The sequence below is a fragment of the Abyssogena phaseoliformis symbiont OG214 genome (genome assembly GCF_016592595.1).
GTDB lineage: Bacteria > Pseudomonadota > Gammaproteobacteria > PS1 > Pseudothioglobaceae > Ruthia.
The window spans coordinates 768,257-783,942 of the sequence record NZ_AP012977.1 but is presented as its reverse complement, the minus strand read 5'-3'; the positions used below and the strand labels follow the sequence as shown (position 1 = coordinate 783,942).

At 35.6% G+C, this 15,686-nt stretch carries 17 protein-coding genes; 12 read left to right on the top strand and 5 right to left on the bottom strand.

Going from position 1 to position 15,686, the window contains the following annotated elements; genetic code table 11:
* Positions 1–4 precede the first annotated feature (4 nt).
* The 3 genes from mltB to CVPH_RS04985 are packed head-to-tail and all read right to left on the bottom strand — an operon-like array spanning position 5 to position 2,495.
* Positions 5–997, bottom strand: a complete 993-nt coding sequence (gene mltB / locus CVPH_RS04995; protein ID WP_201340656.1) for a lytic murein transglycosylase B — start codon at positions 995–997, stop codon at positions 5–7.
* A complete protein-coding gene (gene rodA / locus CVPH_RS04990; protein ID WP_201340655.1) occupies positions 997–2,136 on the bottom strand; it encodes a rod shape-determining protein RodA in 1,140 nt (379 codons plus the stop codon). The genes mltB and rodA overlap by 1 nt, the downstream gene beginning before the upstream one ends.
* Positions 2,133–2,495: an Mth938-like domain-containing protein gene (locus tag CVPH_RS04985; RefSeq protein WP_201340654.1), complete on the bottom strand. Its 363-nt coding sequence runs from the start codon at positions 2,493–2,495 to the stop codon at positions 2,133–2,135. The genes rodA and CVPH_RS04985 overlap by 4 nt, the downstream gene beginning before the upstream one ends.
* An 81-nt stretch (positions 2,496–2,576) precedes the next feature.
* Here CVPH_RS04985 and CVPH_RS04980 point away from each other — a divergent pair, with 81 nt between their 5' ends.
* The 12 genes from CVPH_RS04980 to CVPH_RS04930 all read left to right on the top strand — a co-directional run bounded on the left by CVPH_RS04980 (position 2,577) and on the right by CVPH_RS04930 (position 13,728).
* Positions 2,577–3,026: a tetratricopeptide repeat protein gene (locus CVPH_RS04980; RefSeq protein ID WP_201340653.1), complete on the top strand. Its 450-nt coding sequence runs from the start codon at positions 2,577–2,579 to the stop codon at positions 3,024–3,026.
* 8 nt (positions 3,027–3,034) lie between these two features.
* A complete protein-coding gene (gene gltX, locus CVPH_RS04975) occupies positions 3,035–4,438 on the top strand; it encodes a glutamate--tRNA ligase (RefSeq protein WP_201340652.1) in 1,404 nt (467 codons plus the stop codon).
* A complete protein-coding gene (glnD, locus tag CVPH_RS04970) occupies positions 4,435–6,954 on the top strand; it encodes a [protein-PII] uridylyltransferase (protein WP_201340651.1) in 2,520 nt (839 codons plus the stop codon). Before gltX ends, glnD begins: the two co-directional genes overlap by 4 nt.
* A 93-nt stretch (positions 6,955–7,047) precedes the next feature.
* Positions 7,048–7,374, top strand: a complete 327-nt coding sequence (gene trxA, locus CVPH_RS04965; RefSeq protein WP_201340650.1) for a thioredoxin TrxA — start codon at positions 7,048–7,050, stop codon at positions 7,372–7,374.
* A 117-nt stretch (positions 7,375–7,491) separates the two neighbouring features.
* Positions 7,492–8,754 (top strand): transcription termination factor Rho, encoded by a 1,263-nt coding sequence (gene rho / locus CVPH_RS04960; RefSeq protein ID WP_201340649.1) that lies wholly within the window; start codon positions 7,492–7,494, stop codon positions 8,752–8,754.
* 228 nt (positions 8,755–8,982) lie between these two features.
* Positions 8,983–10,122, top strand: a complete 1,140-nt coding sequence (gene lptF, locus CVPH_RS04955; protein ID WP_201340648.1) for an LPS export ABC transporter permease LptF — start codon at positions 8,983–8,985, stop codon at positions 10,120–10,122.
* An 85-nt stretch (positions 10,123–10,207) separates the two neighbouring features.
* On the top strand, positions 10,208–10,606 hold the full coding sequence (gene queF, locus CVPH_RS04950; RefSeq protein ID WP_201340647.1) for a preQ(1) synthase: 399 nt from the start codon (positions 10,208–10,210) through the stop codon (positions 10,604–10,606).
* 8 nt (positions 10,607–10,614) lie between these two features.
* Positions 10,615–11,754 carry a polynucleotide adenylyltransferase PcnB gene (pcnB, locus tag CVPH_RS04945; protein WP_201340646.1) on the top strand — a complete coding sequence of 380 codons (1,140 nt, stop codon included), beginning with the start codon at positions 10,615–10,617 and terminating at the stop codon, positions 11,752–11,754.
* 50 nt (positions 11,755–11,804) lie between these two features.
* Positions 11,805–12,350: an SDR family NAD(P)-dependent oxidoreductase gene (locus CVPH_RS10150; RefSeq protein WP_225879641.1), complete on the top strand. Its 546-nt coding sequence runs from the start codon at positions 11,805–11,807 to the stop codon at positions 12,348–12,350.
* Positions 12,347–12,598 (top strand): Rossmann-fold NAD(P)-binding domain-containing protein, encoded by a 252-nt coding sequence (locus CVPH_RS10145; protein WP_225879640.1) that lies wholly within the window; start codon positions 12,347–12,349, stop codon positions 12,596–12,598. Before CVPH_RS10150 ends, CVPH_RS10145 begins: the two co-directional genes overlap by 4 nt.
* A 1-nt stretch (position 12,599) precedes the next feature.
* Complete coding sequence (locus CVPH_RS04935; protein WP_201340645.1) at positions 12,600–12,824, top strand: exodeoxyribonuclease VII small subunit; 225 nt, start codon at positions 12,600–12,602, stop codon at positions 12,822–12,824.
* Between the two features lie 49 nt (positions 12,825–12,873).
* Positions 12,874–13,728, top strand: coding sequence for a polyprenyl synthetase family protein (locus CVPH_RS04930; RefSeq protein ID WP_201342378.1), 855 nt, complete (start codon positions 12,874–12,876; stop codon positions 13,726–13,728).
* Here the strand turns inward: CVPH_RS04930 and CVPH_RS04925 are convergent.
* Both CVPH_RS04925 and plsX read right to left on the bottom strand, forming a co-directional pair.
* On the bottom strand, positions 13,725–14,669 hold the full coding sequence (locus tag CVPH_RS04925; protein WP_201342377.1) for a beta-ketoacyl-ACP synthase III: 945 nt from the start codon (positions 14,667–14,669) through the stop codon (positions 13,725–13,727). The genes CVPH_RS04930 and CVPH_RS04925 overlap by 4 nt on opposite strands.
* A complete protein-coding gene (plsX, locus tag CVPH_RS04920; protein ID WP_201342376.1) occupies positions 14,662–15,681 on the bottom strand; it encodes a phosphate acyltransferase PlsX in 1,020 nt (339 codons plus the stop codon). The genes CVPH_RS04925 and plsX overlap by 8 nt, the downstream gene beginning before the upstream one ends.
* Positions 15,682–15,686: the final 5 nt, after the last annotated feature.

Genomic DNA, 15,686 nt, shown 5'->3' with positions numbered 1-15,686 from the left:
AGTATTAGTTGTTTAGTTGATTGAATGCTTGTTTCAACTTGCATGATAGCTGGTAAGCCACCATAGCATATCTATTATCGTGATTATAACGCGTTAGCACGTAAAAATTCCAAAAAGTGAGCCAAGTTTCATTGATTTCGTTTTGTGGCAAGCTGATAAATGCTAATTTGGTTTTATTCTTAATATCTTGGTGAATATCCAAACCTTTATTGCGCCAGTACTGAGTATTTTTTTTAGGTTTGTTAGTGTTTAATCTGGCGTGTTTTAAGTGGCTTGATTGAAGTACAATAGGTCTTGCAAACTCACCTCCATCATGCCACTGGTGCTGATCAAAATAATTAGCAATGGAGCCGATTGCATCAATAGGATTTGAGAATAAATCAATCTTACCATCATGGTTAAAATCAACAGCGTAGTATCTATAAGAGCTGGCAATAAATTGTGGGTAGCCCATTGCACCTGCATAAGAGCCCTGTATGGATAAAGGCGGAATGACGTTTTCACGTGACATAAGCAAGAACTCTTTTAACTCTTTTTGATAGAATTTTTTCCTTCTATAATTACCAAAAGCGCGTTTTGCTAGCGTTTCTAAAGTTGGATACGTGCCTTTTTTATTGCCATAGTTAGTCTCAATACCTAAAATAGCAACCATGATTTCTGCAGGTACATTGTATTTACTTTCTGCACGTTTAAGCGTTGCTAAGTTATCTTGCCAAAAGTTAATGCCATCTTTAATACGTTGCTCAGTAATAAACAAACCTTTATATTTATCCCAAGACATGGTTTTTTCTTTTTTTGGTTTTTTCTTTTTTTGGTTTTTATCTGCAAGTGTTAGTTCAATTTTTGAAAAAATAAACAGCAATTCATCTTTGTTGAATTGATGATTTTTCACCATTTTATTAATAAAGTTATGGGTTGCTTGAAAGTTGGTTGCTGGTAAAGTTTTAGCAACAATTGAGCCAGAAAAGCAAATAAGTAAAAGTAAGAGTATGCGCATTAATTTTGTAAATATCTTGGTGTTTTGTGTTTGCGAATTGCCATGATAATGCCAAAGCTAGACATTAAAGTGATGAGTGATGAGCCGCCATAGCTAATCAGTGGTAATGGCACACCCACCACGGGTAATAGCCCAGATACCATACCAACATTAACAAAAATATAAGTAAAGAAGATAAGGGTTAAGCTTGCACCTAATAGTTTTGAAAAATTATCTTCTGATTGAAAAGAAATGACCAATAATCGGTAAATAATTAGCCCATATAAGGTGAATAAAAATATAACACCCATAAAACCCAGCTCTTCAGCGATCACAGCAAAGATAAAATCAGTTGCATGCTCAGGTAGGAAATTAAGTTGGGATTGGGAGCCTTGCTCTAAACCCTTGCCAACTAAACCGCCAGAGCCAATCGCAATTTTTGATTGCAAGATATGATAGCCAGAACCTAACGGATCAGAGCTTGGGTCAATTAAAGTTAGGATGCGTTTTTTTTGATAACCCATTAATAGATAGTTCCATGCAACATATGCACCTGAGGTGATGATTGATGAAATTAGTGCAAAATTTAACCAATTATTTTTAAGAATTTGAACACGGATGCCTGAAAAAAACAACACGTAAAAACCAGAAGCACCAATTAATAACGACGTGCCCAAATCTGGTTGTTTAGCAATGAGTATTACAATTGAAATAATGGCAACAATGGATAAAAAAACAGGCAGTGGTTTTGGTGGTAAGGTTTTTTCACTCAGAATTGAGGCAATGGCAATAGGCACAATAACCTTCATAATTTCAGAAGGTTGAAAGCGTATAAAACCTAAATTAAGCCAGCGTTGAGCGCCACCACTGCTGGAGCCAAAAATTAAAACCAAAATTAGCAAAAAGATACCAAACAGCATTAAGTAAGGAGAGAAACGCCTAAGTTGATAAGGCGGTATTTGAGCAATTATCAACATTGCACCAATTGCCAGCACAAAGTGAAACACTTGTTTATAAATGGTTTGCATAGAGCATGCTGAGGCTGAATAAAGCACAACAAGTCCAAATCCACTGAGTACCATAATCAGTAAAAATAAAGGCGTATCCATCTTAAAGTAATGCCAATAATGGCGTATTTGTGCAATACTTAATAACTTCATAATAACAGCAAACCAACCGATCTGGCATCAGACAATAGCAAGTTAAAACTTCGACAAGCTGATTTATTATTCATACTTTCGGTGCCAATACCCATTTGTCGAATGGATACTTGTTGTTTTGGATGCAAAAACTGGTGCGTTGTACCTGTGCCAATAATTAACAAATCAATATCATCTTGATTAGACAAGGGAAATAATGAAACTTTATCAATATCATCAAGATGAGTCATGTCAACTTCACAACAATGATGAGAAGAAATAAAACAAGGAATTTTAAGCTGCGTGTATGCTAAATTAACATGATATTCTTCAACAGAAACAATACTGTTATGGCTTGCCTCTTGTTGGTTAAATTCCATGGTATTATAGCGACTATTTGGCGAATAAAAAATATATTATAACAGTGTAAAATTAATTACTTTTTTATATTAGAGAAAGATATGCCAAATTCAAGCAATACAGATATATATGATGCAGATTTATCCAGTGGTGTTACTGCCTTTGATACTAAGAATTTTACTATGGCATATCAATTATTAGCCCCGCTTGCCACAAAAGGCAATGCTGAAGCGCTGTGGCGTGTTGGTATGATGCAAATGAATGGCTTAGGCATGGTTAAAAATCAACCTTTAGGGTTTGAAAACTTCTTACAAGCAGCAAGTCAAGATCATGCATTTGCTCATCACATGCTAGGTGTGGCATATATGACTGGCGAAGGTGTAGAAAAAGACATTACAAAGTCTATTGAGTGGTTTGAAAAAGGTGCTGAGTTTGGCATTCCTGGCCCAATGTATACATTGGGTATGCTGTATGAAGATGGTAAAGAAGTTAAACAAGATTTAGAAAAAGCGCAATATTGGTTTGATAGGGTTGATAAAGCCAACCTATAAAAATAATAATGAAATCAAGATTTGCGCCATCCCCCACAGGCTACCTACATATCGGTGGTGCTAGAACTGCATTATTTGCTTGGGCTTGGGCTAAAAAGCAACATGGTAAATTTGTACTACGTATTGAAGATACAGATTTAGAGCGCTCAACCCAAGCATCCGTTAATGCGATTTTACAAGGCATGGATTGGCTTGGACTTGACTATGATGAAGGGCCTTTTTACCAAACAGATCGTTTTGACAGGTACAAGCAAGTTGTTCAGCAACTGTTAGATGAAAAAAAAGCCTATTATTGTGAATGTTCTAAAGAGCGCTTACAAATTTTGCGTGAAGATTTAACCAAGCAAGGCAAAAAATCCAAGTACGATGGTTGTTGTCGGGATAAGAGCCTAAATGCTGGCGTTATACGTTTTAACAACCCAGAAGAAGGGTTGGTGGTTTTTAATGATGTGGTTAAAGGGCAAATTTCAATCAATAATAAAGAATTAGACGATTTAATTATTACTCGTAGCGATGGCACACCAACTTATAATTTAACCGTGGTAGTTGATGACCATGACATGCAAATCGATTGTGTTATTCGTGGTGATGACCATATCAACAACACCCCTAAGCAAATTAACCTTTATCAAGCGTTAAACTGGGATTTGCCAGAATTTGCACATTTGCCTATGATTTTAGGTAGTGATGGTGCGCGTCTTTCAAAACGCCACGGTGCTGTGAGCGTTATGACTTATCGAGATGCAGGATTTTTGCCTGAAGCCTTGCTTAATTATTTAGTTCACTTAGGTTGGTCGCATGGTGACCAAGAAATATTTTCTATGGATGAAATTGTTAAACTATTTGAATTAAAAAACATCAACAAGGCGCCTACAAGTTTTAATCAGGATAAGCTTTTATGGCTCAATCAAGAAACTATTAAAAATTCCAGTGTTGAGAATTTACTTAATAACCTAACTTGGCATCTGCAAAACCAAGCAATTACCGTTACAGACACACCCGATATTAAAACAATTGTTCAACACTTGCAAAATAGATGTAAAACCCTGGTTGACATGGCAAGCGAAGTGAAAATGTTCTATCAAGATTTTGACACTTTTGATGAAAAACTCGCCAAAAAACACTTTAAAGATAAAGTGCCACTCAAGCACTTACTTACAAAACTAGAAGCCCTAAGCACTTGGCAAGCCAACAATATCAAACAAGCTGTTAAAGAGGTGTGCTTTGAACTCAACATCGGTTTTGGTAAGGTGGGTCAACCCTTTAGGCTTGCACTAAGTGGCAACGGAAATGCGGGTAGTATCGACATTGTAGCTGAGTTAGTCGGCAAAGATAAAGCACTATTACGCTTAAAAATGGCAATTTTTTTTAAAAATAGAACAAGCAATAATAAAAATACCTATAAATTATGATGGACTTGTCAATATTTAAAGCACAATATCAAACACTAGAAGATTCAATCAAGGTGGAATTTTTAAATAATCCGGAGGAAGCCCAAACACTTATATTGGCTAGAAGTGAAGGGGTTGATCAATTACTCAAAGATATTTGGCAAAGTTTTAATCTTTCAGATCAGTTGTGTTTGGTGGCTGTTGGTGGTTATGGCAGAGGCGAGTTGCATCCGTATTCGGATATAGATTTGTTGATTTTAATTCCTGATGGTGCGCACGACACTTATCAGAAAAGTATTGCTAGCTTTTTAACATTTTTATGGGATGTTGATTTGGAAGTAGGGCATGCGACTCGGGATTTGAAAGATTGCATTAGTGTGATTGATGATCTTAGTGTGGTGACTAATTTATTGGAATCTCGCGTTATTTTAGGTAAAAAGTCTTTGTTTTTTAAGATGAAGGTTGTGATTAAATCTAGTATTTGGTCAAGCCAATCGTTTCTAGTTGAAAAGCAAAAAGAACAGCACAATCGTCACCAAAATCTGTCCAATATTGCTTATAACTTAGAGCCAAATATTAAGCAAAGCCCTGGCGGTCTTAGAGATATTCAAACAGTTGCTTGGGTAGCAAAGTGGTATTTTGATGTTAATACTTTGTTTGAACTAGTCGACAAGCAATATTTAACAATTACTGAATATGGGTTATTAAAAACATCGCAATTATTTTTATTCAAGGTTAGATTTGCACTGCATATTATCGCCAATCGGCGTGAAGACAGGCTTGCATTCCAATACCAAAAATCTGTAGCAACCATGCTGGGTTATGTTGATGGGGATTCTTTGGCAGTTGAAGCCTTTATGAAGGATTATTACCAAACCGTGACTAGGGTGTCGCGCCTTAATGATATTTTGTTGCAATTATTAGAAGATGAGATTCTAAACACGCAACATTTGAACAGTCGCTTTATGATTAGTCATGGTTATATCCATTCAATTGATACGCAAGTTTTTGTCCAAACACCATCTGCTTTTATTGAAATATTTTTACTCATTGCTAAACATAGTTATGTGCGCGGCATTAGTGCAAAAACGCTTAGACAAATGCAAAATAGCATTGATTTAATTGATTTTGATTTTTACAAAAAGCGTAAGAATAATCGCTTATTTATTGAACTATTACAACAAAGTCAAGGGGTTAATAAGGCGTTAAAACTCATGAATCGTTATGGTATTTTAGAACACTATATTCCTGCTTTTGGTAAGATTATGGGGCTAATGCAATATGATTTATTCCATGCTTATACGGTGGATCAGCATACGTTATTTGTGATTCGTAATTTGAGGCGTTTTTTCGTACCTGAGTTTGCCAAGGAATTTGCGCTTTGTAGCGAGATAGCACAAGGCATCCAAAAGCCAGAATTACTATTATTGGCAGGTCTTTTTCATGATATCGCCAAAGGTAGGGGTGGCGAGCATGCTCAGTTAGGTGCCATTGATGCACGTGAGTTTTGTCAGCATCATCAATTAAAAACAAGCGACACTGATTTGGTTTCAAAATTAGTTGAAAAGCATTTACTCATGTCAGTGGTTGCACAAAAGCAAGATATTGGTGATTTTGAAGTGATTGAGCGTTTTGCTAAACAAGTGGGTACAGTTGAATTTTTAGAATTTTTGTATTTATTAACAAACGCCGATATTCGTGCAACAAAAGATGATTTGTGGAATAGTTGGAAAGACTCTTTGCTAAAAAAACTATTTTACAATACCAAAAAACACCTAGAAAGTAGCAATAGTCAGCGCCCAAGCGTAGACCAAAGAGTGCAAGACATTAAGCAAACTATTATTAAAGATTCTATTGCTCAGGGTTATCAAATGAGTGACGTTGAGAAGATATTATCAACCCTGCCTAAAGACTATTATTTACGTTATGAAGTCGACGATATTTTATGGCATTTGAGTTTTGCCACTAAAACAGCCTTGGATAAAATTATTGTTAGTTCTAAAATTTCACAACATAATGTGGTTGATATTTTTGTGCTATGTGATGATTTTAGAGGTTTATTCTTTAAATTAATTAGTATTCTTGAAAGACTGGGTCTTGATATTGTGGATGCTAAAATCCTAACCACAAGGGATAGGAAAGTGTATAACACGATTAGTGTTTTGCAAGATGAAGCACTTGAACATATCAATATAAATCAAGAAATCAAAAATGAATTGAATGATTTAGATGTGAGCGTAAGCACAACCCATGATATATACACGCATCGATACTTTGACCATAAAATGAAAGTCAGTTTTAGTGTGAATAAGCAGTGGAACCTAACTCAATTAGAGATTAATGTGATTGACAAACAAGGCATACTTTCTAACATTGCCTATGTTTTCTTTGAATTAGACGTCTCATTAATTAATGCCAGAATTGCTACTATGGGGGAAAGGGTTCAAGATGTGTTTTTTATTAGCAATACTAAAAACCAGCCATTGAGCATGGCAGAACAATCAGTGCTTAAAGAGGCTTTGGAAGAAAGATTGTAAAAAGATATTGCATGAGTTAAATGATGATATAATCTCACGCAATCGGCAGTTCTGCTGTTTCTTTTTTTCATTTCAGATTAACATTACAAAAATATGAACGATAAAATTAAAGTAGTGACTGACGCCTCTTTTGAAGCAGATGTTGTTAACTCATCACAAGTAGTATTGGTAGATTTTTGGGCTGAGTGGTGCGGGCCATGCAAGGCGTTAGCACCTGTATTAGATGAAATTGCTGACGAATATGATGGTAAAGTGCTTATTGCCAAAGTTAATATAGACGAGAACGACCAAACACCACCAAAGCATGGCATTCGCGGTATTCCAACGATGTTGTTATTTTCTAATGGTGCCGTTCAGGCAACCAAAATGGGTGCACTTTCAAAAGCAGAACTTAGTGCGTTTATTGATGCCAATATTTAAAAACTAAATAACTGATTGTTTTTATCTTAAAAACTCAGTTTAATAAAACCTCCTAGCGCTTTAGGCGCATATCCCTAGTTAAGTAAAAAAATACTTAGCCTTAATATGGACACATTCATGAAATTATCAGAACTCAAAAAATTTAGCCCGGAAGAGTTGTTAGAACTAGCACAATCTTTAGGTTCAGAAAACATTTCTAGAGCTAAAAAACAAACCCTAATTTTTATTATTCTTAAAGCTAAAGCGGCTAATGATGAGGAGGTGTTAGGTGATGGTGTTTTGGATGTGTTGCAAGATGGCTATGGTTTTTTAAGATCAAGTGATGATTCTTACACTTCGGGTGCGGATGATATCTATATTTCACCTAATCAAATTAGACGTTTTAATTTATCAACTGGTGATTTGGTTGCAGGAAAAATTAGAGCGCCTAAAAAAGGTGAGAAGTATTTTGCGTTAATTAAAGTATCAGAAGTGAACGGCGAAGATCCAGATAATGTTAGAAACAGGGTGCCATTCGCCTCACTCACACCTATTCATCCTAATGAAAGACTTAATTTAGAAATCGGTAATGGCGGAACTGAGGATATTACTGCCAGAATGATTGATCTTGTTTCACCTTTTGGCAAAGGTCAAAGGGGCTTGTTGGTTGCACCGCCTAAGGCAGGCAAAACCATGATTATGCAAAATATTGCCACGTCTATTTCAGTCAATCATCCAGAATGTGAACTGATTGTGCTTTTGATTGATGAGCGCCCTGAAGAAGTAACAGAAATGGCTCGCACTGTTCGTGGTGAAGTGATTGCTTCAACATTTGATGAGTCAGCAAAACGTCATGTGCAAGTAGCCGAAATGGTGATTCAAAAAGCCAAACGACGTGCAGAACAAGGCAAAGATGTAATTATTTTACTAGATTCAATCACACGCTTGGCGCGCGCTTATAATACAATTGCCCCTTCATCAGGCAAGGTATTAACAGGTGGTGTTGATGCTAATGCACTACAACGCCCTAAACGTTTTTTTGGTGCAGCTAGAAATATTGAAAATGGTGGAAGTATTACCATTATTGCCACCGCATTGATTGATACTGGCTCAAAAATGGATGAAGTTATTTATCAAGAGTTTAAAGGCACAGGCAATATGGAGCTTCATTTAGAAAAACGTTTGAGTGAAAAGCGAATTTTTCCAGCAATTAATATTAATGCTTCTGGCACGCGCCGCGAAGAGTTAATTACCGATGAAAAGGAATTACAAAAAATGTGGATTTTACGCAAAATTCTACATCCTATGGATACTGTTGAGGCGGCTGAATTCTTAATTGACCGCTTAAAGCTAACTAAAACTAATGATGAATTCTTTGCTTCAATGTCTCAAAAGAAGTAATACTATTTAAAAAAATCATTACTTAATTATTTTGAGCATTCTATCAATCGCTTTAAGCATACTTAAAGAAACTACCATACCGACCCAATACAATCTATGAAACAACATCTTTTTTCGAGGAAAAATTCAATAAATAGCTGACTGTTATTTTTATTTTTTTTCCTAAAAAATACACTATTTTCTATATTTCCTAGATTATACTGAATTGATATAGTAATTTCTTAAAGTATGAAACTTCCTCCTATAGTAGTCAGAATCCTTAAATTTCAAAATAGCATTCTAGCCAGATATTTAATGCGCAATGTATTGGTGCTTTTGAGCGCAGTGTTTATCGTGATTGGGTTGGTTGTTTTTGGTAATCAGTTAGTGTTAGTGGTTAAAAAAAGTTTAAAAGAAGGCATACCTGTTGCAGACTTGTTGCCACTGGTCGGTTTTAATATGATTAGAGATGTTGTATTAATTCTATCTTTATCTTTGTTATTGGCTATTATTTTGAGTGTTAGCAAGCTTTACAAGGATTCAGAAGCTATTGTGATGAACTCATTAGGTTTGGGCGATAAGCATTTTATGGTATTCATTCAGCCGCTTGTTATCTTTATCTTTTTCTTTGTTTTGCTTTTAACGACAGTTGTGGTGCCTTGGTCTAAGCAGCAACAAGGCTTGATTATGGAGCGTAGTGAAAATGTATCTGAATTTTCTTTTATTAAAGAGGGTGAGTTTCAAGAGTTTAAAAATGGTGATATTGTTTTTTACGCATCAAAAGTCAGTGATGCTGATAATGCTAAAGAACAAAATATGGAAGAGATTTTTATTTATACATTGGTCAATAATGTGCCGGTTATAACCTTGGCACAACAAGCTCAAAAATACATCAATTTAAATACCAATAGCGTGTATTTGCTCCTTAAAAATGGCACACGTTATCACGGCTTTCCTTCGGATAAAAATAAAAAAATCTTAAATTTTAATTTATATGATTTACAAATTATTGATGGCGAGGTACAAAAATCTATTAGCACAATTACGAAAGTAGAATCAAAGTCAACGTTTGAATTATTATTCTCTAACAAACTGACAGAAATAGCAGAGTTTCAATGGAGAATGTCTCAGCCTTTAAGTATTTTAATATTATCAGTACTTGGTGTATTGCTTGGTAAAACCTCTCCAAGAAGTGGTAAAAATTTAGGCGTATTAGTTGGTGTTGTTGCGTTTATTGTGTATAATAATGTCTTATTAATTGCTAAATTAGCTTTAGAGCGAGGAGAGTCTCTGCCAATTGTTGGGCTGTGGTGGGTGCATTTGGCGGTGTTGTTACTAATTTTTATTTTTTATTCAATTAGACATAGAAAATTTACCCAATTTATTTGATGCTTTTTAGTTGAATTATTTCTTATAAAAGCATTACACACTTTTAAAGTGTAAAATAGTCGTGTTTTTTAAAGGAAAAAGTTTAATGTCATCTCAACCCAGCAAAGCTTTAGAGATTTTTAATAATCCTAATGTTGAGCGCGATTTTGTCATTCAAATTGATATACCAGAGTTTACATGCCTGTGTCCAAAAACAGGGCAGCCTGATTTTGCCACATTGCATCTTGAATACATTGCTGATAAAGCATGTATAGAATTAAAATCATTGAAAATGTATATTTGGTCGTATCGAAACGAAAGCGCATTCCATGAGGCGGTCACTAACCAAATTCTTGATGATTTGGTTCAAGCAAGCAATCCAAGATTCATGCGCTTAAAGGCAATTTTTAATGTTCGTGGTGGTGTTTATACAACCATAATTGCTGAACATAAACAAAAAAACTGGGCGCCTAAAGCCAAAGTTGATTTACAGCATTCAGGCTAGTATTTTTTATGAAAGCCATTCGTCAAAGCATTAAGTTTGATAAAAAACTTCTAGATAAAGATGCTTTAAAAGTTATTAGTATTATTGATAAAGCAGGGTTTAAAGCCTATCTAGTAGGTGGTTGCATTAGAGATTTACTCTTAAATTTAGAACCAAAAGATTTTGATATTGCAACCAATGCCAAACCAGAGCAAGTGCATAAATTATTCAAACGCTCACGTTTAATAGGTAGGCGTTTTTGTTTAGTGCACGTTATGTTTTCAGCATGTAAATTTATTGAAGTGGCTACTTTTAGGTCAGGTAAGGTGAAAACCGCTAAAAACGGCGTTGGTGTTCGTGATAATTGCTATGGTAATATTGAAGATGATGTTGTGCGTAGGGATTTTAATATTAATGCGCTTTATTATGATATTAAAACGCAAGAAGTCATTGATTATGTGGGTGGACTTGAAGATATAAAGGCGCAAGAAGTGCATATTATTGGCAATCCAAAATTAAGATTTGAGCAAGACCCAGTGCGCATGATTAGAGCCATTAGGTTTCAAACTAAATTAGGGTTTCAATTAAGTAATGAGATTAAATTGGCTATTTTTGAACAAGCACCACTTCTTGGTAATATTTCTGCAGCGCGTTTGTATGAAGAGTGTATTAAATTGTTCCACAATGAATATGGGTTTGAAGTGTATGAGCGCTTAGAAAAATATGGTTTATTAAAATATTTGTTTAAACAAACTCATAAAAATGAATTTATTAAAAAGGCCTTGTTAAACACCTCGGACAGAATTAAAAAAAATCAATCTGTCACGCCTGTGTTTTTATTTGCTGTGTTTTTATGGCAAGCTTATAACGAGCGTTTTATTGTACTTGAAAACAAGCAAAGTTGTTCGTCTTTAGCAATGACTCAGGCCTCTGAAGAGGTGATTATTAATCAAATTAAGCAAGTCTCGCTACCCAGATGGTTAAACACTAGAATTAAGGATATTTGGCTAATGCAACCAAGACTAGAAAAAATGCAAGCAAAAAAAGTCAAAGCATTACTAAGTAATCCACGTTTTAGAATGGCATATGATTTCTTATTATTGCGCTCTATAAGTATCAATCCAGAATTGGCTGAAGTGGCTAAATTTTGGACCAAGGCTCAACAGTGAAATCAGTTTTAATTACAGGCTGATCAAAGGGGTATTGGCTTGGCTTTTGTTTGGCGGAAGGATTAAAGCAAAAGGGCTATCAAGTGTTTGCTATTGCTAGAAGTGACACCGATGTTGAAAAGTTAAAAAACTTAGGCTTTGATGCTTATCAACTTGATTTATCTTCTTCTGTATCTATTCAACGTGCCATAATCCATGTTTATGAAAAAGTTGATAGGGGGTTGTATGGATTGATACGTAGTGGTTTTTATAGGCAATTAGGCGCATTTGAAGATATATCTAGACAAACACTTGAAGCGCAATTCCCAACCAATGTATTTGGTTGGCATGAATTAACCAACTTAGTGCTGGCAAAAATGAAAGCCAACAATCAAGGCAAAATTATTTATTTAAGTTCAGTTTTGGGTTTTGTGGCAATGCCTTTTAGAGGCTCGTACAATTCCTCTAAATTTGCCATTGAGGGCTTGGTCGATACCTTATTAAGGCTGGAGTTTTATCAAACACCAGCTCCAGCTTGCTTTAATTCAGCCAGGGCCGGTTTAAGTCCAAGTTTAGAAAAAATGCTTATCAAGCTTTTAAAAAAAATATTGACATGAATACTAGTGATTATCAGCACAGCTGCGAACAAATGATTAAACGTTTGAATACTGATAAATTAGCCGCCTATACTTTGCCTGCAAAAGCAATACTGAAATGCACCATTCATGCTTTAGAAGCAAAAAATGCCAAAATTTATTATTGGGTTACCTTTCCAACTAAACTGTTTGCTGTACTTAAAAGAATACTACCAGCAAGAATAATGGATAAAATACTAAGCAAAGCAGGCAGTGGAGGAAAAACATAAAATGGCAAAAAAATTTGACTTTAATCAGGGCTTAGTCGATTTAGAAAAAATTGTAAAAACCATGGAATCTGGCGATTTAAGCCTTGAAAATTCACTTGATTATTTTTCTAAAGGTGTGACTTTAACCAAGCAATGCCAAAGTGCATTAAATGAAGCAGAACAAAAAATCTCCATGCTAACTGAGCAAGACAATTATACAAACGAAAAACCATTAAAGGATTTGTAAGATTTTGCACCACTCTAAGTATCAAATATTGAATTAAGACTTTTAAGCAATGGATTTTAATGTCTACATCACAAGGGTTAATGCTAAATTAGACCAATACTTGTCAGCACAAGGTTCTTTGGCTAAAGCAATGCGTTATAGTGCGCTAACTAATGGCAAGCGCTTTAGACCTATTCTTGCCTATTCTGTCGCTAATACTTTCGGCACAAACTTAAATTTAATTGATTCTAGTAGTTGCGCTATTGAATTCATTCATGCCTATTCTTTAATTCATGATGATTTACCGGCTATGGATGATGATGATGTACGCCATAATCAGCCAGCTTGTCACAAACGTTTTGGCGAGGCTCAAGCAATTTTGGCAGGTGATGGTTTGCAAGCATTGGCATTTGAAGTATTGGTTAATGATGATTTAATTAGTGCTGGTATCAAAATTGAGTTGTTGAAATCTTTGACCCACGCTTCATTTGAAATGGCAGAAGGCCAAGCAATTGATTTATCTATTATTGCAAAGCAGGTGGGTATTGCAACACTAGAAATCATGCACCGAAAAAAAACAGGCGCTCTACTGAGCTGTGCAGTTAACTTAGGTGCAATTGTTTCTAAAGCGTGTAATAATAAGGATAGAGTTACTTTGAATACCTTCTCTGAAGATATCGGTTTGGCGTATCAAATTCAAGATGATGTGCTTGATATTGAAACGCCTGATGCATTATTAGGTAAGAGTCAATTTTCTGATGAGTACAAAAATAAACCTACTTATCCATCTTTATTAGGCTTGGATAAATCAAAACTTGCTTACAAGAACTTATACGAAAAAGCCAGTGACGAGTTAGATTTATTAAGTGTAGATGTGGCAGAATTGCAACAATTAACGGCTAATCTACAAGCAAGATTGTTTTAAAATTGAACTAAAACACTACCCCAACTAAAGCCAGCACCAATCCCTTCAAATAACAGATTGTCACCTTTTTTAATGCGACCATCCCTAACCGCTGTATCAAGTGCCAACGGAATAGAGGCAGCGGAAGTATTACCATGATTTTCAAGGGTAACAATGACCTTGTTCATTGGGATTTTGATGCGTTTAGCCACGGCTGATATAATGCGAATATTAGCCTGATGCGGCACCATCCAATCTAGTTTGTCTGAACTTAAATTAGCCTCTTTAAGTGTTTCTTTTGCTAAAGAAGATAAGCGGTTGACGGCAATTTTAAAAACTTCATTACCAGACATCTTAATAAAACCCACTTCATTAATGTAATTATTGCTCACTTGAAGTGAAGATAGATAGTTACCATCACTGAATAGTTTTGAGTGCAAAATGCCAGTATCACTACTGCCACTTAGCACCACCGCCCCTGCACCATCACCAAATAAAACCGCGGTAGAGCGGTCTTTCCAATTAACAATTCTTGATAAAGTTTCACTACCAACAACCAATATTTTATTAGCAGCGCCAGTTTTGATATATTGTTGCGCTGTGGTTAGGGCAAAAATAAAGCCCGCACAGACAGATTGTAAATCAAATGCAGGACATGAAGCGCCAATTGCAGTTTGTAACATGGTTGCTGTTGCAGGAAAAACTTTATCAGGTGTGGTGGTTGCTAGGATAATCAAGTCTAAATCTTTGGCATTAATACCGGCCATTTCAAGTGCATGATTGGCTGCTTTTTCGGCTAAATCACAAGTTGTTTCATCGGTAACTTTGTGTCTTTGTTTAATACCTGTACGCGTGGTAATCCATTCATTTGTTGTGTCAATAGTTTTTGATAAATCGTCATTGGTGACAATAGTGGGTGGCAGATAACTACCCGTACCAATAATTCTTGCAAATTTATTCATTGTGTTCTAATTCTTTTGAAATTTGAAGTGATATTTTGTCGCTGATTTTAGCATGTGCCTCAACATAGGCCTCAGTAATTGCTGCTAAAAACGAATCAACGTTTGCACTACCATGACTTTTAACAACAATACCGCGAAGCCCCAACAAGGAGGCGCCATTGTACTTACCAGGGTTGAGACTAGATTTAAAATCTTTAAGTACAGGGGTTGCGATTAAGGCAATCAATTTGGTTAGCAGGTTTCGAGTAAATGCTTGTTTTAGGTAGTGTTCCATCATTGAGGCCACACCTTCACTGGCTTTTAGTGCAATATTGCCTTCAAAGCCATCGCAAACAATTAAGTCTACTGTGCCCTTATAAATATCATCACCCTCAACAAATCCTACATAATTTAGACTGGAGGCTTTTAATAACTCAGCAGTTTTTTTGATTTTTTCACTACCTTTCATATCTTCTTCACCAATATTAAGAAGGCCAATGGTGGGTGATGCAATATTTTCGGTGTGCTTGACAGCAATTGAGCCCATTATTGCAAATTCAACCAAAGCTTTGGGTTTTGAATCAACATTAGCACCCAAATCAAGCATGTGCGTATGTCCAGTCATGGTTGGCATGCGACCCATAATAGCAGGACGGTCAATACCTTTGATGGTTTTTAGTACGAAGCGAGAAATGGCCATGAGCGCGCCAGTATTGCCTGCACTAATACAAGCGTCTGCCTCAAGTATTTTAACTAGATTAATTGCAACGCGCATAGAAGAATCTTTCTTTTTACGTAATGCAATTGCTGGAGATTCATTCATTGATACAACTTCACTTGCGTGAATAATTGCATATTTTGAACTAGGTGTATTTGATGGGTGTTTATCTAATTCAGTTCTGATGCTAGATTCATCACCCACAAAATATAAATACAAATCTTGAAATACGCCTAGTGCTTTAATACCTGCTTCAATAGTAACAGGTATGCCATAATCTCCCCCTGAGGCGTCAATTGATACCTTTATTGTCATGGGGG